We start from the raw sequence: 17,577 nt of genomic DNA on the forward strand, positions 1-17,577 counted from the left end.
CGACGGGCCGTGGCTAGCCACGGCGGCGCCGCCTGGCCTGCCACACCGCCGCCGCGCCGAGCACCGCGACGGCGCCCGCGCCGACGAACAGGCCGACGGACGGGCCCTTCCCGCCGGACGCGCCGGGGTTGTCGGCAGCGTCGGAGGCGTCGGGGCCGGTGGTGTTCGGAGCCGAGCCGGAGGTGTCGGCCCCGTCCCCGCCGACCGTCTCCCCGCACCCCTTGCGGGGGTAACCGGCGATCGAGCAGAGCAGCGCGTTCGTGTCGTACCGGAGCGGCTTCGCCACGGCGGCCAGCGCGTCGGCGGAGGTCGCGTCCGACGGCACGCGCGCACAGGCGGTACGCGCCGACGGGGGCGTCTCACCGGCCGGGGCGTCCGCGGCCGTGCCGAAGTCGATGACGAGCGCGATCCGCTTCCGCCCGTCGCGGGCGGCCGTGTCCGAGCAGATGGCGTCGAAGTCGGCGGCCCCGCGCGGCTCGGCGGCGTCGTCGGAGTCCTCGCTGACGGCGAACCGGAAACCCTGGACGTCCCCGTCCGAGGGCCGCGCGGTCGACGGCCCCTGCGTGGCGTACACCCAGCCGGAGCCGTCCGGCGCCCGGTCCCAGAAGGACCAGTACCGATAGGCGGCGGCATGGGCCTGCCCGCCCGAACCCACCAGCACGAACAGCAGAAGCAGGGCCGACGACAGCGCGGACGTGGTGTGCCGGGCGGTGACGCGCCCGCCCGCGAGCCGTGTCACCGACGTCCGTGTGACCGCGGCGCGCCGGGTCCGCGACCGCCTCGCGGAGCCCCGCAGCCGTGCCCGGGTCATGCCCGTCGCCGCTTCCGGTTGAGCCGCGTCAGTACCGCCCCGGCGAGCGCGGCGAGCCCGAGTCCGGCACCCAGCACCACTCCGGTCGCCACCCCGCCGTCGCTCTCGTGCCCGTCGGCGGTGTCGTCGCCCGGCGCGCTCGTGTGGTCGGGCACATCGCGCGCCGGCCCCGCCTCGGTCAGCCGCGCCACGAGGTCCGCGCCGCCGAAGTCCCGCGGGTCGGTCCCGGTGGCGTGCGCGGCGAGGATGAGCTGGGCGTAGGCGGCGGGGCCGGACTTCGCCGCCCACGGGCCGTGGTTCTTCTCCAGCCAGGCGAGCGGCTTCCCGGCGGCGTCCGTCTTCCCCGCGGCGGCCAGCGCCACGACCGCGTCGGCGGTGTTGCCGAGATCGGGCTGGTCCTCGGCGCCCGGGAGGACGGACCTCAGATAACCGTCGGAGGTGAGGGCATCGGCGAGGTACAGGGCGCCGTTGTGAGCCGCGTCCTCGGGCGAGGTGCCGCTGGAGCACTCACCGGCCGTATCGGCCGCCCCGCTCTTCTCTCCCTCACCGGCGTCGACCACGAACCCCTCGCCCAGGCCGGCGACCACGGCGGCGGCCGTCGCGTCCGCGTTGGCGGCGAGCCCCCCCTTCTTGTCGGGCTGGTAGGCGAAGGCCCCGCTGCCCTCGGTGCCGACGGCGCAAGGGAGCGCGAGGGCGCGCAGGGCGTCGTAGGGGGAGCGGCCGGCCTTCTTCTGTGCGCCGGGAGAATCTCCGACAGCGGCCAGCGCGCCGATGACGACGGAGGTGGAGTTCGCGTCGCTGGGCCCGCCCGCGGTGAAGCCCCAGCCGCCGTCGTCGTTCTGGTGGTCCTTCAGCCAGCCGACGGCCCGCTCGGCCTCCGCGTCGTGCCCCCCGACGGCGACGAGTGCCTGCACCGCGGCGGCCGTGCTGTTGGTGTCGACGGACGTCTTGGCGTCGCACTGCGCGGCGGGGTAGGGCCGGTACGCGGCGAACGCCCCGTTCGCGCACTGCTGGCCGAGCAGCCACTCGACGGCCCCGGCACCGGGCTCAACGCCCACGGCGTCCAGCGCGACCAGCGTGAGCGACTGCCGCCAGACACCGTCGAACTTGGGGTCCGTCGACCCGTACAGACCGGTGGGTATCGCCTGCGACGGCGAAGCGGACGGCGCGGCGGGGGCGGTGTCGTCGGCGAGGGCGGCCGGCGCGAAACCGGTACCGAGTCCGGTGCCGACCCCGGCTGTGGCGGCCAGTACGGCGACGACCGCGGCGCTGCGGCGGACATTCATGATCGGCGGTGCCTCTTCCTGACGGGAGCCGGGCGCCACGGCGCGACGCCGGGCGGCTCGGCTCCGTATTCCTCGACGGTGCCGTACACCGGCGGACGCCGGTGACGCGAGCCGGTCACAGTTCCGCGCAGGGCAGTCCGACTCGCCGATCGCCCGGACGGCTTCGGCTCACGGTTGCGGGTCAGCGCCGGATTTGCACCGGCTTCCCCCTGTACGGGCGTGACGACCCGGCCACTCTACCTGCCGGTAGCCGGCACTCCCGGGGCCGCCCGCGCCGGAAGGTAGGTTCGGGACATGCGGACGGGGAGACTGCTGGGCGCGGGGCGCACTGCGGACGTGTACGAGATCGAGGACGAGCCCGGCGGGCCGTGGGCGCTGCGCCGGTACCGCGACGGCTGGGGCGACGCGAGTGCCGAGGCCGAGGTCATGGAGTACGTACACGCTCACGGCTACCCCGTCCCACGCGTCCGCACGGCCACCCGCACCGATCTGGTCCTCGAACGCCTCCCGGGCCCGACCATGCTGGAGGCCATCGCCGCCGGCGACCTCCGACCGGTGGATGCCGGCGCCGAACTGGCCCGACTCCTCCAGGCGCTGCACACGCTCCCGCCCCGACGCGCCTCCCGCCCGGCGACCCGCGTCCTCCACCTCGATCTGCACCCCGAGAACGTCCTCCTCACCCCCGACGGCCCCCGGGTCATCGACTGGGCCAACAGCGAGGAGGGTCCCCCGGGGCTCGACTGGGGCATGTCCGCGGTCATCCTCGCCCAGGTCGCCGTCGACGCCGCCGACTCCCGCGCCCCCCTGGCCCACGCGGCCCTCACCGGCCTGCTCGCCCACCAGTTGAGCGGCCCTTGCGCCCTCACGGAGGAGGGGCTGACGGAGGCGATCGCCCGCCGGGCGAAGAACCCGACGATGAGCGCACGAGAGGTGCGACTCCTCAATGACGTACGGGAGTTGATCAGGTCAACGGTCGCCTGCTGAGCCCTCCGCGTCGGCAGCGCCCGCCGTCACACCGCCACGTACGTCACCGGGTCGCTCCCCGTCACCGCCTCCGCCCGGCCGAGCTTCACCAGGCGGCGCAGATGGGCCTCCGCCTCGGCGACGGCGATGTTCCTCGATCCGTAGGGGATCTGGGACCAGGGGCGGTTCCACTCCATGCGTTCGGCGAGCTGCCAGGGCGTGAGCGGGGTGGTGAGGAGGGAGCGCAGGTCGGTGAGGCGGGACTCGTGGTGGGTGAGCAACTCCCGTACCCGGGCCGGGGCGTCGGTGAAGGTGTACTGGTGGGCCGGGAGGACCTCGGCCGGGGCCAGGCGGGCGATGCGTTCGAGGGAGTCGAGGTAGTCGCCGAGGGGGTCGGTGACCGTCGTGTCGTCGGGGTCCTCGTACAGGCCGATGTGCGGGCTGATCTCGGGAAGCAGGTGGTCACCGGAGAACAGACGGCCCCGGCCGGGCAGTTCGGCGGGGTGGTCCTCCTCCAGGTGCAGGCAGACGTGGCCCGGCGTGTGGCCGGGCGTCCAGATCGCGCGGAGGCGGCGGCCGGGCAGGTCGAGGAGATCGCCGGGGACGATCTCGCGGTCGGGGAGCGCGGGGGAGAGGCCGGGCAGGGTTCGGCGGCCCCGCGGGGCGCGCAGTGGGGCCACGTGCTCGTCGGGCGCGCCGGCCGCCGTCAACTTGACCGCCATGTAGGTGAACCAGCGCTCCGGCCGGGTCTCGCGCGTCCGCCGTACGACCGAGGCGTCCGCCGCGTGCATGGCCACCCACGCGCCGGACGCCTCCCGCACCCTGCCCGACAGACCGTGGTGGTCCGGATGGTGATGGGTGATCACCACGCCGACGATCTCCCCGACCGACGTACCGCAGGCGGTCAGGCCCTCGCACAGGGTGTCCCAGGAGGCCGGGTCGTCCCAGCCGGTGTCGACGAGCACGGGGCCGCGATCGGTGTCGACGACGTACACCAGCGTGTGACCGAGGGGGTTGTCCGGGATGGGCACCTGGAGGGACCGGACGCCGCCGCCATGGTCGTACACCTGCGTCATGCGCTCCCCAATCGCCGCCTTCCCGCAACTATAACTAGAACAGGTTTCGATGGGAGGCCGAGTCAACCGTCATCTCCCCGTGGACTCCTGCAACCGGAGCTGGTATCAGTTCCCTATCTGATGCACCGTCAGAGATCGGCTCCGGGGAGGCAGTCGGCCATGACCGAGCTCGTGGAACACGGACAGCTGTTCATCGGCGGGGAGTTGACCGACCCCCTGGGCACGGACGTCATCGAGGTGGTCTCACCGCACTCGGAGGAGGTCATCGGCCGCGTACCGCACGCCTCACGGGCGGACGTCGACCGGGCCGTGGCCGCCGCGCGCAAGGCGTTCGACGAAGGACCGTGGCCCCGGACGACCCTCGACGAACGTATCGAGGTCGTCGGCCGCATCAAGGACGCCTTCGCCGTGCGCCACGAGGAGTTCGCCCGCCTCATCAGCGCCCAGAACGGCACCCCGGTCACCTCCGGCGTGATGGTGCAGGCCCTCGCCTCGATGATGGTCTGGGACGCGGCCATCAGCACGGCACGGAACTTCACCTACGAGGAACACCGCGACGGCGTGCTCGGCAAGATCCTCGTGCGGCGCGAGCCGGTCGGGGTCGTCGCCGCAGTCGTCCCGTGGAACGTCCCGCAGTTCACCGCCGCCGCCAAGCTCGCCCCGGCGCTGCTCGCGGGCTGCCCGGCGATCCTCAAGGTCTCGCCCGAGACCCCGCTCGACGCGTATCTGCTCGCGGAGATCGCCGCCGAGGCAGGGCTCCCGGAGGGCGTCCTGTCGATCCTCCCCGCCGACCGTGAGGTCAGCGAGTACCTCGTCGGGCACCCGGGCGTCGACAAGGTCTCCTTCACCGGCTCGGTCGCCGCCGGCAAGCGGGTCATGGAGGTCGCCGCCCGCAACCTCACCCGCGTCACCCTGGAACTGGGCGGCAAGTCGGCGGCCGTGATCCTGCCGGACGCCGACGCGCAGACCGCCGTCAACGGCATCGCGCCCTTCGCCTGGATGATCAACGGCCAGGCCTGTGTCGCCCAGACCCGCATCCTCGTCCCGCGCAGCCGCTACGACGAGTTCGCCGAGGCCTTCGCGGCAGCCGCCTCCGCACTCAAGGTCGGCGACCCCCTCGACCCCGCCACCGAACTCGGCCCGCTCGTGGCCCGGCGCCAGCAGCGCCGCAGCCTCGACTACATCCGCATCGGCCAGGAGGAGGGCGCCAAGATCCTCACCGGCGGCGGCCGCCCGGCCGGCCTCGACCACGGCTGGTACGTGGAGGCCACCCTCTTCGGCGACGTCGACAACTCCATGCGCATCGCCCGCGAGGAGATCTTCGGCCCGGTGATCTGCCTCCTGCCGTACGGCGACGAGGCCGAGGCCGTGCGGATCGCCAACGACTCCGACTACGGCCTCAGCGGCAGCGTGTGGACCGCGGACGACGAGCGCGGCATCGAGATCGCCCGCCAGGTCCGCACCGGCACGTACTCCGTCAACACCTTCAGCCTCGACATGTTCGGCCCCTTCGGCGGCTACAAGAACTCCGGCCTGGGCCGCGAGTTCGGCCCCGAGGGGTACGGCGAGTACCTGGAGCACAAGATGATCCATCTGCCCGCCGGCTACGTGCCGCTCGCGGGCGCCGCCGCGGGGAAGGGGGTGAGCTGATGGGCGACCGCTGGCACGTGGAGGTCGACCGGGCCATCTGCATCGGCTCCGCCCAGTGCACGCACCTCGCCCCGGAATCCTTCCGCCTCGACTCCGCTGTGCAGTCCCATCCCGTCGAGCCGGACACCGACGCGGGCGAACGCATCCTGAAGGCGGCGGAGGGCTGCCCGGTGGAGGCGATCTCGATCGCCCTGCTCGGCAGTGGGGAGCCGGTGTTCCCGCCGGAGGAGTAGGGGCCTACGCTCTGCCCTCGTATCACCGTGAACCATCGGGGACCAGGGCGGGAAAGCGTGCGCAAGTCCGAGGCCAAGCAGTTGATCGAGCAGGCGCGTGCCGCCTGGGACGCCGAGGAGTGGCAGCGCGCCGCCGACCTCTACGAACAGGTGCTCGCCCACTACCCGGACCTGAAGGCGAGCGCGGTGTGGTGGTACGACGCCGCGCTCGGCCACAAGTTCCTGCGCAACTGGGAGAAGGCGTACGAACTCGGCGTCCAGGCCGCCGCCCGCTCACCGCGCGGCGAGGGCGACCCCGCGTTCTGGAACCTCGGTATCGCCGCGACCATACGCCGCGACTGGGCCACCGCCCGCGGCGCCTGGGCCGGCTTCGGCATCGACCTGCCCGACGGCGAGGGCGAGATTGTCGGCCGCTTCGGCAACGCCTGCGTACGCCTCGACACCGACGGCGAACGCGAGGTCGTCTGGATCGAGCGCCTCTGCCCCACCCGTGGCCGGGTCGTCAACGTGCCGGTCACCGGTGGCCGCCGCTACGGCGAGATCGTCGTCCACGACGGCGAACCGACGGGTGAACGGGTCGTCGCCGGCACGACCTATCCCGTCTTCGACGAACTCCTCCTCTTCGAACCCTCCGACCTGCCCACCCTGTCCGTGACCGTCGCCGCGGCCGAACAGGCCGACCTGGAGGCCCTCCTCCAGCTCTTCGCCGACCACGACTTCGGCGCGGAGCCCGAGAGCAGCCTGGTCGTCCACTGTGCCTGCTGCAGCGAGGGCACCATCCACAAGGAGCGCAGCGTCCACGCGGGCGCCCAGCGCGTGGCCCTCGCGGCCCCCGAGGGGGACGCCCGTCGCCTGCTGGACCAGTGGGCGGGCGGCACGGCCGTCGGGCGAAGCTGGAGCGGGCTGGAAGCCGTGGCCTAGGAGCGGGCGGAAGCCGGCCTCGGGCCGTCGACGAGGAGGGTGAAAAGCCGTCGACGAGGAGGGTAAAAAATCCCCTTCAGGGGGTTGCGTACACCTATAGGAGTTCTATCCTGGAAATCGGCCTACGGGACGAGTGAGGGAGTTCGACCGGAGTAGCCGACATGGGCGAGAGGCACAGACCTCCGCCGGTGCCGACGTCGACGGTCGGGCTGAGAGGCCAGAAGGTCGCTGGTACAGGACCGGAAGGCGACCCCCAGCACCTGATCCGGGTAATACCGGCGCAGGGAACCCGTCTCGTAGGTCCTTTATGTGTGTCTCTCCCGCGGGCCCTTGAATTGGCCCCTGCATGTGTGTCTCCGTCTCCGGTGAGCCCCGGCGTCCGTGCGGCGCCGGGGCTACTTCTCGCCTCCCGGCGCCGTCAGGTCGATCAGCCGGCAGACCGTTTCGATGTCGATCTTCACCTGGGCGATGGAGGCGCGGCCCGAGAGCCAGGTGATGAGCGCCGAGTGCCAGGTGTGCTCGATGACGCGGACGGCGGACAGCTGCTCGGGTGTGGGGCGCTCCAGCCCCATGGCGTCGAGGATGATCGCGGTGGTCTGGTGGGAGACCTGGTCCACCTCGGGACTGACGCTGCGGTCGGCGAAGGTGAGCGCGCGGACCATGGCGTCCGCGAGGTGCGGCTCGCGCTGCAGGGCGCGGAAGGCCCGCATCAGGGTCTCGGCCACCCGCTCCGCGGCCGTCTCGCCGGTCGGCGGCTTCTTCCGCAGCGTGCCGTGCATGTGCTCCAACTGGTCCTGCATCGTCGCGACCAGCAGATGGATCTTGGAGGGGAAGTAGCGGTAGAGCGTGCCGAGGGCGACCTGCGAAGACTCGGCGACCTCACGCATCTGCACGGCGTCGAAACCGCCCCGGCTGGCCAGCTGCGCGCTCGTGTGCAGGATCCGGCGCCGGCGGGCCTCCTGCCGCTGGGTGAGGGGCGGCGAGTCCGGCCGCGACTCCGGTCGCGGTTCCTGTCTCGCGCTACTGGCGTCCACCTTGGCTTCAGCAGGCATGGGTACCGTTCCGTGACAGTCGGTGAGGGCGTGCGATCCGACAGCATGCCAGGGCGCGTGCCGTGGCGTGAATCACCTGACCCCCCGCTCACCGCGGCCCTACCTGCCGGTAGATTCAGTGCTCCTTGAACGATCAAGTCTGTAACCTGTTCTAGATTACCGTCCCGACGTAATCTCACCGGACAACACAGGCAGAAGGGGGCCGAGAGTGACCGCTGAGGCCAGTGAGGCGGGGCATCGGGCAAGCCCCGCCGCCGACGGCGGCCGACCGCTCGACATCGCGCTCCTCACCTACAAAGGGAACCCGTTCTGCGGGGGCCAGGGCGTGTACGTACGGCACCTCTCGCGTGAGCTCGCCCGCCTCGGCCACCGGGTGGAGGTCATCGGCTCCCAGCCCTACCCCGTCCTCGACGCGGACGCGGTTCCCGCCGACGGACCGGGCGGGCTCTCCCTCACCGAACTGCCCAGCCTCGACCTCTACCGGCAGCCCGACCCCTTCCGCACCCCGGGGCGCGACGAGTACCGCGACTGGATCGACGCCCTCGAAGTGGCGACGATGTGGACCGGCGGCTTCCCCGAGCCCCTGACCTTCTCCTTCCGCGCCCGCCGCCATCTGCGGGCGCGGCGCGGCCAGTTCGACGTCGTCCACGACAACCAGACCCTCGGCTACGGCCTGCTCGGCGATGTGGGCGCGCCCCTGGTCACCACGATCCACCACCCCATCACCGTCGACCGGCAGCTGGAGCTGGACGCGGCCGAGGGCTGGCAGCGCCGGATGTCGGTACGCCGCTGGTACGCGTTCACGCGCATGCAGAAGCGGGTCGCGCGGCGGCTGCCGTCCGTGCTCACCGTCTCCGGCACCTCCCGCCAGGAGATCGTCGACCACCTCGGCGTACGCGACGACCGCGTCCACGTCGTCCACATCGGCGCCGACACCGACCTGTTCTCGCCCGACCCGTCCGTCGCGCGGATACCCGGCCGGATCGTCACCACCTCCAGCGCCGACGTCCCGCTGAAGGGCCTCGTCTTCCTCGTCGAGGCGCTGGCGAAGGTCCGCACCGAGCACCCCGCCGCCCACCTGGTCGTCGTCGGCAAGCGGCCCACCGAGGGCCCCGTCGCGCAGGCCGTGGAGCGGTACGGCCTCGAAGGCGCCGTCGAGTTCGTGAAGGGCATCTCCGACGCCGAGCTGGTCGACCTGGTCCGCTCCGCCGAGGTCGCCTGCGTGCCCTCCCTCTACGAGGGCTTCTCGCTCCCCGCCGCCGAGGCCATGGCCACCGGCACCCCCCTGGTCGCCACCACCGGCGGCGCCATACCGGAGGTCGCCGGACCCGACGGCGAGACCTGCCTCGCGGTGCCCACGGGCGACGCGGGCGCCCTTGCCGCCGGACTGAACCGGCTGCTGGGCGACCCCGGGTTGCGGGCGCGGCTCGGCCACGCGGGCCGCGAGCGGGTGCTCCAGCGGTTCACCTGGGCCAAGGCCGCCGAGGGCACGGTCGCCCACTACCGCGAGGCGATCGCCCGCGCCGAGGGGCGCCCGGCGGGGGCCGCCGCGAGCACCGCCCCCCGCGCCGTACCGGCGGCCGACCGTGCCGCCGACCGAGCCGTCGACGCCCACGAGGCCGTCGAAGAAGCAGTTGAAGCAAACCGCGAAAGCGCCGACCGCGAAAGCAGGGCCACGTGCTGACCGTCGACTTCTCCCGGTTCCCGCTCGCCCCGGGGGACCGTGTCCTGGATCTCGGCTGTGGAGCGGGCCGGCACGCCTTCGAGTGCTACCGGCGCGGCGCCCAGGTCGTCGCCCTCGACCAGAACGGCGACGAGATCCGCGAGGTCGCCAAGTGGTTCGCGGCGATGAAGGAGGCCGGCGAGGCCCCCGAGGGCGCGACCGCCACGGCGATGGAGGGCGACGCCCTCGCGCTGCCCTTCCCCGACGAGTCCTTCGACGTCGTCATCATCTCCGAAGTCATGGAGCACATCCCCGACGACAAGGGCGTGCTCGCCGAGATGGTCCGGGTGCTCAGGCCCGGCGGCCGCATCGCCGTCACCGTCCCGCGCTACGGCCCCGAGAAGGTCTGCTGGACGCTCTCCGACGCGTACCACGAGGTCGAGGGCGGCCACATCCGCATCTACAAGGCGGACGAACTGCTCGGCAAGATCCGCGAGGCGGGCCTCAAGCCGTACGGCACCCACCACGCCCACGCACTGCACTCGCCTTACTGGTGGCTGAAGTGCGCGTTCGGCGTCGACAACGACAAGGCCCTGCCGGTCCGCGCGTACCACAAGCTGCTGGTCTGGGACATCATGAAGAAGCCCCTGGCCACCCGGGTCGCCGAGCAGGCGCTCAACCCGCTGATCGGCAAGAGCTTCGTGGTGTACGCGACGAAGCCGCACCTGCCGCGCGTCGCCGACTCCGACGCGACGGCGGCCGGGACCGACGCCGGTACCGCGACCGAGGCCGGTACCGCGTCCGAGGCAGGGGTGGCCGCCAAGTGACGACGCCCCGGACAGAACACCTGGTCCTGCCCGGGGTCCTCACCGCCGAGCAGGCCGCCGCCACCGTAAGCGGGATCCTCGCGGTGCAGCGGCAGGACGGCGCGATCCCCTGGTTCCGCGGACACCACCTGGACCCCTGGGACCACGTGGAAGCCGCCATGGCGTTGGACGCCGCCGGAGAGCACGAGGCCGCCGAACGCGCCTACGAGTGGCTGCGCCGCCACCAGCACGAGGACGGCTCCTGGTACGCCGCGTACGCCGACGGCGACGCCGACGACGTCACCGACCGGGGCCGGGAGACCAACTTCGTCGCGTACATAGCCGTCGGCGTCTGGCACCACTACCTGGCCACCGGGGACGACACCTTCCTCGACCGCATGTGGCCCGCCGTGTACGCGGCGATCGAGTGGGTCCTGCGGCTGCAGCAGCCCGGCGGCCAGATCGGCTGGAAGCGCGAGGACGACGGCACGCCCGTGCACGACGCCCTGTTGACGGGCAGTTCGTCGATCCACCAGGCGCTGCGCTGCGCGCTCGCCATTGCCGAGCAGCGGGAAGAGCCGCAGCCTGACTGGGAGTTGGCCGTGGGCGCGCTGCGGCACGCGATACGTCGCCACCCCGAGCGGTTCCTCGACAAGGACCGCTACTCGATGGACTGGTACTACCCCGTGCTGGGCGGCGCGTTGACCGGCACGGAGGCCAAGTCCCGCATCGAGGAGAGCTGGGACCGCTTCGTCGTGCCCGGCTTCGGAGTCCGCTGCGTGGTCCCCAACCCGTGGGTGACGGGCGGCGAGTCCGCCGAACTCGCCCTCGCCCTCTGGGCGATGGGCGAGTCCGACCGGGCCCTGGAGATCCTTCAGTCCATCCAGCACCTGCGCGACCCGGCGACCGGCCTGTACTGGACGGGCTACGTCTTCGAGGACCAGGCCGTCTGGCCCGAGGAACTGACCTCCTGGACGGCTGGGTCGCTGCTGCTGGCCGTGGCCGCGCTGGGCGGCGACGAGGCGACCTGCGCGGTGTTCGGCGGCGAGCGACTGCCGCGGGGCCTGGACGACTTCGACGACTCGGAGTGTTGCTGAGGGTCCGCCTTCCGGGCGGGGTGCCCGGGCCGTGAGGCGGCTGCGGGTGAGTGGGGGCTGGTCGTACAGTTCCCCGCGCCCCTAAAGCATGGGCCGGGCCCGGGGTGTTCAGGGGCGCGGGGAACCGCGCGAGCAACCACGACCCACCCGCAGTCACCCAGCGCCGCAACCCGCCCGCGCCCGCTCCGCGAAGCGCTAGTGGCGGTGCATGCGGTTCGCGATGGCGTGCCCCACGAACAGGTAGACGACGGCGGCGAGCCCGTACCCGGCGACGACCCGCGCCCACTGCTCGTCGAAGGTGAACAGGTCGTGGGACCAGCCGGCGAGCCAGCGGGCCGCGTCATGGACGAACTGCACGAAGTCGTTCGCGCCGTTCGCACCCAGCAGATACATCAGGATCCACAGGCCGAGAATGAAAGCCATCACGTCCGCGACGATCGCGATGACCCGGCCCGCCTGATTGGAGCCGCTATATCGAGACATGCCTGACGGGTTGCCCGTAACCCCTGGCCGAAACCTATGAGTTGAGCTCCGCCAGCACCCGCAGCGTGGGCCGGTCCGGTGCCACGACGAGCAGATCCGTCACCGGACCCTTCCGCCACGCCTCCAGCCGCTCGGCGATCCGCTCCCTCGGCCCGACCAGCGAGATCTCGTCGGCGAACGCGTCCGGCACCGCGAGCACGGCCTCCTCGCGACGGCCGGCCAGGAACAACTCCTGGATCCGGCGGGCCTCTTCCTCGTACCCCATGCGCGCCATGAGGTCGGCGTGGAAGTTGCGCTTCGCATGCCCCATCCCGCCGATGTAGAAGCCGAGCATGATCTTCACCGGCAGCAGCCCCTCGGTGATGTCGTCGCAGAGCTGCGCCCGAGCCATGGGTGCGATGAGGAACCCCTCGGGCAGGTCGGTCAGCGACGCCTCGTAGACCTCCGTCCGCGTCGGCGACCAGTACAACGGCAGCCAGCCGTCCGCGATCCGGGTGGTCTGCGCGATGTTCTTGGGGCCCTCGGCGCCGAGCAGAACGGGCAGATCGGCGCGGAGTGGATGCGTGATGGACTTCAGCGGCTTGCCCACCCCCGTGCCCTCCGGCCCGCCGTACGGCAACGTGTGGAAACGCCCGTCGAGCTCGACCGGGCCCTCCCGCCCGAGCACTTGCCGTACGACGTCGACGTACTCCCGCGTCGCGGTCAACGGCGACCTCGGGAACGGCCGCCCGTACCAGCCCTCCACGACCTGCGGCCCGGACAGCCCGAGGCCGAGGAGCATCCGCCCGCCGGAGAGATGGTCGAGGGTGAGCGCGTGCATCGCGGTGGTGGTCGGCGACCGCGCCGCCATCTGCGCCACGGCCGTACCGAGTTTGATCCGTGACGTGCGCGCCGCGATCCAGGTGAGCGGCGTGAACGCGTCCGACCCCCACGACTCGGCGGTCCACACCGAGTCGTACCCGAGCCGCTCCGCCTCCTGGGCGAGCGGCACATGGTCCGCCGACGGACCGCGCCCCCAGTACCCGAGTGCCAGACCGAGCCGCATGCGCCCGCCTCCTGACGATCCGTCAGTTCCACTGGTGAGGAGGGCGACTGTACGACAACGGCCCCCCGCTCGGAAGAGCGAGGGGCCGGTCGTACGGCGAGGGTGCGGTCGGTGCCGCGTTCAGCCGCGCTGGATGCCGGTGGTGTCCTGGAGGACACCACGACGGCCGTCCTGCGTCTGGGCGACCAGGGCGGGGCCGCGCTGCTCGACCGCCAGGTACCAGGTGCCCGGCGCCAGTTCCGCGATCGTCGACTGCGAGCCGTCCTCGGCGAACAGGGGACGCGCCACCGGCACGGCGAACCAGAAGGGCGAGAAGTCGCTGGCCGCCGCCTGCTGCGGGGCCGGGGCCTGCTGCTGCGGCTGCTGGCCGCCGAACGGCGCCCCCGGCTGCCCGGGCTGCGGCTGGCTCGCACCGTACGGCGCCTGGGCGCCGGCGCCCGGGTAACCGTAACCACCGGGCGGCTGGGCGCCGTACGGCTGCGGGGCCGCGGGGCGCGGGGCGCCGACGAGGGCGGCCTTGAGAGCGGGGACCATGGGGGTGGCGATGGCTGCGGCGGCCAGGAGCAAGGCTGCGATCAGGCCGAGGATGAGACCGGCACCGGCGTCGGGCTCGGAACTCCCGAAGGCGCCGAAGAGCTCCTCAACTGCTCCCAGCGGGTCGATGATGGACCAGAACGAGGTCCACGCGGCGAAGATCGTCAGACCCACTCCGAGCTGAGCCACGTCGAGACCGATGAGCTTGGGCGGCTGCGGCAGCGCACGGGAGATGACGATCAGCACCGCACCGATGATGCCGCCGACGTACATGCTCATCACCAGGCCAAGGTTGTCCCAGGCGTTGGGGATGTCGTCTCCGGAGCCGTCGAACGTGTCGAGGAACGACGCGATGAACAGCAATACCGCTGCTCCGATCACGACGCCGTCGCCTCTGGTGAGGGAGCGGATATTCACTTCAGGTCCTTCGTCAGTCGTCTCGTCATCGGTGTGGAGGCGTCGCTGTTCACCATGTCGCCGTCCGGCTCTGGTGGGAAAGCGCGGGGGTGGCCCCTCATCGTAGGGATGACCATATCGTCCACCCGACGTAGCCGTACGTCGGGATTGCAACGATGATCACGACCCTTCCCCTACCCGCGCAGGAAACTCACGATTCCCTCAGAGATGCCCTGCGCCGCCTTCTGCCGCCATGTGCCACTGGTCAACAGTGCCGCGTCCTTGCTATCGCGCATATTGCCGCACTCGATGAACACCTTGGGAACCGTTGACAGATTGAGACCGCCCAGGTCCTGACGTGTGACGAGACCGGTACCTCCGCCTACATAGTTGGAGGGCGCGCTGCCTGTCTCGCGGACGAACTTGCCCGCGATGCGCTCCCCGAGATCGCGGGAGGGGCCGACGATGGGACGGGTGTCGGCGGCGCCCTCGTGCACTGCCCCCGGAAGGATGACGTGGAATCCGCGGTTGCCGGCCGCCGATCCGTCCGCGTGGATCGACACCACCGCGTCGGCCTCCGCCTCGTTGCCGATGCGGGCGCGCTCGTCGATGCAGGGGCCCCACTCCCGGTCGCCGTCCTGCGTGAACTTCACGGTGGCGCCCTGTCGTTCCAGGATCGCCCGGACCCGACGGGAGACGTCCAGCGTGAACTTGGCCTCCGTGTAACCGTCGTTGGTCGACGTCCCCGTGGTGTCGCACTCCTTCATACCGGTCCCGATGTTCACCTTGCGGTTGATCTCGGTGGTGTGCTGGAAGTTCGCCGGGTTGTGGCCGGGGTCGATGACGACGACCTTGCCCTTCAGGGGCCCGTCGGCGGCGGCCCCGGAGGAGGCCGTGGCGCTCGCCTTGCCGCCGTCGCCCCCCTCATCGCCGTCGCCGTCCTTCGAGGGGGTCGGCTCGGCGGAGGGCGTCGGCGACGCCGGGGGAGCGGTTCTCGGCTCGCCCTGCGGGGCCGCCCGGTTCGACCTGTCGCCGCCGCTTCCCGGGTCCCCGACGGCCTGCCACACCCCCCAACCGGCCACCGACCCCACCACGACGGCGGCGACGGCCACGGTCAGCGGACGGCGCAGAGGCGAACGGCGGGGCTGGGGCGGCTCGAAGTCCGGTCCTACGTACGACACGCCTGCCACCATACGGGGCGGGCCACCGGTGACGGCTGCCCGATGCCCTACCGCCGTCCCCGCGACTGGGGGCTCGCTCCCTCCGCTGTCCCCCGTGTCGCTGCGGTCCCATGGCCCGCATGGGGGTGTGACCAGCGGATGGGCGAACGCGTGGTCGCACGGTAGAGTCGGCCAATTACTGCTTGTCGTGGGGCAGGGCCCGGCCGGGTGAGGTGGCAGGGTCCTGGGGGGAGGGCCTGTAACGGATGAGTCGTCGCTCCAACGGGTTGGTCGGGGTCTGGGCCGAGGCGCAGCGCCAGCAGCAGCGTCAGCTGGAGGCGCGGGCCAGGCAGCAACGCGAGTACGAGCGGCAGCAGCGCGCGTACCAGCGGGAGGTGGCCCGCAGCCACCGCGAGCAGCAGCAGGCGTACCGGCAGCAGCGTGAGGCGGAGGCCCGGCGGCGCACCGAGGAACTGGACGCGCAGGTCGCCGCCCTCCAGGGGCTGCTGGCCGCAGGCTGCCGGGCCCCGGCGTTCCGCGCCGCCTCCCTCACCCGCTCCGAACAGCTGGAGCCCTTCGCCCCCGGCGTGCTCGCCCAGCCCGTGCCCATGCCGGACCCCGCCCACTACCAGGCCCAGGGCGGCTGGACCGCCGGCCGGCGGGCCCAGGCGCAGGCCGAGGCACGGGCCCGGTTCGAGCAGGACTGGCACGCGGCACAGGCGGCGGAGGCCCAGCGGCAGCGGCAACTCGACCAGTACCAGCGGCAGTACCAGCAGTGGGCCGACGGACAACTGGCCGACGTCCGCCGGCACAACGCGGGCATCGCCGAGATGACGGCGGCCCTGCGTGCCGGCAGCGACCCGGAGGCCGCCGTCGAGTACTTCTCCGCCGCGCTCTACGCCTCCGCCGCCTGGCCAGAGGGCTTCCCCCGCCAGGTCCGTGCCGCCTACGACGCGGCCGCCCGCGAACTCGTCCTCGACTGGGAGCTGCCCCGCTTCGATGTCGTCCCCGAGGCGAAGTCCGTGCGCTACCAGCCCGGCGTCGACCAGGACAAGGAGACGGCCCGGCCCGTCACCCAGCGGCGCGCCCTCTACCGGGACGTCCTCGCGCAGTGCGTCCTGCTCGTGCTGCACGACCTCTTCGCGGCCGACGAGTTCGGCGCCCTCGAGGCGGTCACGCTGAACGGGTTCGTCGACGACCACGATCCGGCGACCGGCCGGCGCGCGCCGATCGTCCTCGCGAGCGTCATGGCACCGCGCCCGGTGTTCACCGGCCTGAACCTGGAGCAGGTCAACGCCGTCGACTGTCTGCTCGACGGGCTCCGCGGCCAGCTGTCCGCGAAGCCGGACCAGCGCACCGCCGTACGGCCGGGCCGCCGGCCCGCCGACGTCGGCAACGGTGTCGTCACCCACGGCGGCGACGAGGACCCCGACCTGCTGGAGATGGACCCGGTCGCCTTCGAGGCACTGGTCGCCGAGCTCTTCCAGGCCATGGGGATGCAGGCGGTCACCACCCAGCGCTCGAACGACGGTGGTGTGGACGTCGACGCCCTCGACCCGACGCCAATCCGCGGCGGCAAGATCGTCGTCCAGGTCAAGCGCTACCGCAACACCGTGCCGCCGACGGCCGTCCGGGACCTCTACGGCACCGTCCAGCACGCCGGCGCCAACAAGGGCGTTCTGGTGACGACGTCCAAGTTCGGCCCCGGCTCGCACACCTTCGCCAACGGCAAGCCGCTCGAACTCGTCTCCGGCAGCGAACTCGTCGACCTGCTCCACCGGCACGGCCTGCGCGGGCGCCTCGGCGACGGCGGGCGCGCCGTCCCCGCCCAGCGGACGGCACCGGACCCCCGGCAGGCACTGGCCACGGCCCCGGCCACCGGCCCGGACGCGGAGCCCCCGTCGGGGGCAGGGGGCGACCACAGCGTGCTGGGCATGGGCTGGCGCGGCACCGTCGCCCTGGACGTCTGCGCGCTCGTCTGCCGCGGCAACCGGGTGCTCAGCGACGACCACTTCGTCTTCTACAACAACCTGCGCACCCCCGACGACACGGTCCGCGCGCTCCCTCCGACGGCACCGGACAAGGCCGCGATCCTGGTTTCCTTCGACACGCTGCCCGCCGAGGCCGACCGGCTCGTCCTCGTGGCGGCGATCGACCCCGCCGTCAACCCGGACGCCGACCTGTCCGGCTTCACCGACGCCTGCATCCGGCTCCTGGACCCCTCACGCACCGAACAAGGCCGGCTCGACGTCTCAGACGGCCGCCCGGGCGAGACCGCCCTGGTCCTCGGCTCGTTCCGCCGCCGCGCCAACGGAGACTGGGACTTCGTCCTCGGCGGCAAGGGCTACCGCGGCGGCCTGGAGGAACTGGTCCAGGACTACGGGATCGAGGTGGCGTAGGC

16 protein-coding genes and 1 riboswitch are annotated in these 17,577 nt (G+C 72.3%); of the genes, 8 read left to right on the forward strand and 8 right to left on the reverse strand.

Annotated features, from left to right (window positions below; all coding sequences use genetic code 11):
- Positions 1–13 precede the first annotated feature (13 nt).
- Positions 14–739: an SCO2322 family protein gene (locus ACZ43N_RS07055; protein WP_468095607.1), complete on the reverse strand. Its 726-nt coding sequence runs from the start codon at positions 737–739 to the stop codon at positions 14–16.
- 68 nt (positions 740–807) lie between these two features.
- The gene (locus ACZ43N_RS07060; protein WP_468095608.1) at positions 808–2,097 is read right to left on the reverse strand and encodes a prenyltransferase/squalene oxidase repeat-containing protein; all 1,290 of its coding nucleotides are present in this window, start codon (positions 2,095–2,097) and stop codon (positions 808–810) included.
- 130 nt (positions 2,098–2,227) lie between these two features.
- A riboswitch (cobalamin riboswitch) is annotated at positions 2,228–2,306 on the reverse strand.
- Between the two features lie 85 nt (positions 2,307–2,391).
- Here ACZ43N_RS07060 and ACZ43N_RS07065 point away from each other — a divergent pair.
- Positions 2,392–3,081: a phosphotransferase gene (locus ACZ43N_RS07065; protein ID WP_468095609.1), complete on the forward strand. Its 690-nt coding sequence runs from the start codon at positions 2,392–2,394 to the stop codon at positions 3,079–3,081.
- 26 nt (positions 3,082–3,107) lie between these two features.
- On the opposite strand, the gene ACZ43N_RS07070 is transcribed toward ACZ43N_RS07065, so the two are convergent.
- The gene (locus ACZ43N_RS07070; protein WP_468095611.1) at positions 3,108–4,136 is read right to left on the reverse strand and encodes an MBL fold metallo-hydrolase; all 1,029 of its coding nucleotides are present in this window, start codon (positions 4,134–4,136) and stop codon (positions 3,108–3,110) included.
- 159 nt (positions 4,137–4,295) lie between these two features.
- Here ACZ43N_RS07070 and ACZ43N_RS07075 point away from each other — a divergent pair, with 159 nt between their 5' ends.
- From ACZ43N_RS07075 to ACZ43N_RS07085, 3 genes are read left to right on the forward strand one after another with little or no spacing between them, the layout of a single operon-like run.
- Positions 4,296–5,786, forward strand: a complete 1,491-nt coding sequence (locus ACZ43N_RS07075) for an aldehyde dehydrogenase (protein WP_468095612.1) — start codon at positions 4,296–4,298, stop codon at positions 5,784–5,786.
- On the forward strand, positions 5,786–6,019 hold the full coding sequence (locus ACZ43N_RS07080) for a ferredoxin (RefSeq protein ID WP_468095613.1): 234 nt from the start codon (positions 5,786–5,788) through the stop codon (positions 6,017–6,019). Before ACZ43N_RS07075 ends, ACZ43N_RS07080 begins: the two co-directional genes overlap by 1 nt.
- Positions 6,020–6,076: 57 nt before the next feature.
- Complete coding sequence (locus ACZ43N_RS07085) at positions 6,077–6,940, forward strand: tetratricopeptide repeat protein (protein WP_468095615.1); 864 nt, start codon at positions 6,077–6,079, stop codon at positions 6,938–6,940.
- Between the two features lie 395 nt (positions 6,941–7,335).
- On the opposite strand, the gene ACZ43N_RS07090 is transcribed toward ACZ43N_RS07085, so the two are convergent.
- Positions 7,336–7,992, reverse strand: a complete 657-nt coding sequence (locus tag ACZ43N_RS07090; protein WP_468095616.1) for a TetR family transcriptional regulator — start codon at positions 7,990–7,992, stop codon at positions 7,336–7,338.
- Between the two features lie 208 nt (positions 7,993–8,200).
- Between ACZ43N_RS07090 and ACZ43N_RS07095 the strand changes: the two genes are divergently transcribed.
- From ACZ43N_RS07095 to ACZ43N_RS07105, 3 genes are read left to right on the forward strand one after another with little or no spacing between them, the layout of a single operon-like run.
- Complete coding sequence (locus ACZ43N_RS07095) at positions 8,201–9,676, forward strand: glycosyltransferase family 4 protein (RefSeq protein WP_468095618.1); 1,476 nt, start codon at positions 8,201–8,203, stop codon at positions 9,674–9,676.
- Positions 9,670–10,482 (forward strand): class I SAM-dependent methyltransferase, encoded by an 813-nt coding sequence (locus ACZ43N_RS07100; protein ID WP_468095619.1) that lies wholly within the window; start codon positions 9,670–9,672, stop codon positions 10,480–10,482. The genes ACZ43N_RS07095 and ACZ43N_RS07100 overlap by 7 nt, the downstream gene beginning before the upstream one ends.
- Entirely contained in the window at positions 10,479–11,558 is a 1,080-nt protein-coding gene (locus ACZ43N_RS07105) for a prenyltransferase (RefSeq protein WP_468095620.1), read from the forward strand. The genes ACZ43N_RS07100 and ACZ43N_RS07105 overlap by 4 nt, the downstream gene beginning before the upstream one ends.
- A 195-nt stretch (positions 11,559–11,753) precedes the next feature.
- Here the strand turns inward: ACZ43N_RS07105 and ACZ43N_RS07110 are convergent, their stop codons facing one another.
- From ACZ43N_RS07110 to ACZ43N_RS07125, 4 genes are all read right to left on the reverse strand, one after another.
- On the reverse strand, positions 11,754–12,041 hold the full coding sequence (locus ACZ43N_RS07110; RefSeq protein WP_033527342.1) for a hypothetical protein: 288 nt from the start codon (positions 12,039–12,041) through the stop codon (positions 11,754–11,756).
- Between the two features lie 34 nt (positions 12,042–12,075).
- Positions 12,076–13,086 carry an LLM class F420-dependent oxidoreductase gene (locus ACZ43N_RS07115; RefSeq protein WP_468095621.1) on the reverse strand — a complete coding sequence of 337 codons (1,011 nt, stop codon included), beginning with the start codon at positions 13,084–13,086 and terminating at the stop codon, positions 12,076–12,078.
- A gap of 120 nt (positions 13,087–13,206) precedes the next feature.
- Complete coding sequence (locus tag ACZ43N_RS07120; protein WP_468095622.1) at positions 13,207–14,037, reverse strand: hypothetical protein; 831 nt, start codon at positions 14,035–14,037, stop codon at positions 13,207–13,209.
- 173 nt (positions 14,038–14,210) lie between these two features.
- Complete coding sequence (locus ACZ43N_RS07125; protein ID WP_468095623.1) at positions 14,211–15,197, reverse strand: N-acetylmuramoyl-L-alanine amidase; 987 nt, start codon at positions 15,195–15,197, stop codon at positions 14,211–14,213.
- Positions 15,198–15,442: 245 nt separating this feature from the next.
- On the opposite strand from ACZ43N_RS07125, the gene ACZ43N_RS07130 reads away from it, so the two are divergent.
- Positions 15,443–17,575: a restriction endonuclease gene (locus ACZ43N_RS07130; RefSeq protein WP_468095624.1), complete on the forward strand. Its 2,133-nt coding sequence runs from the start codon at positions 15,443–15,445 to the stop codon at positions 17,573–17,575.
- The last annotated feature ends 2 nt before the right edge of the window (positions 17,576–17,577 follow it).

Source organism: Streptomyces sp. NPDC030814, from assembly GCF_055572155.1.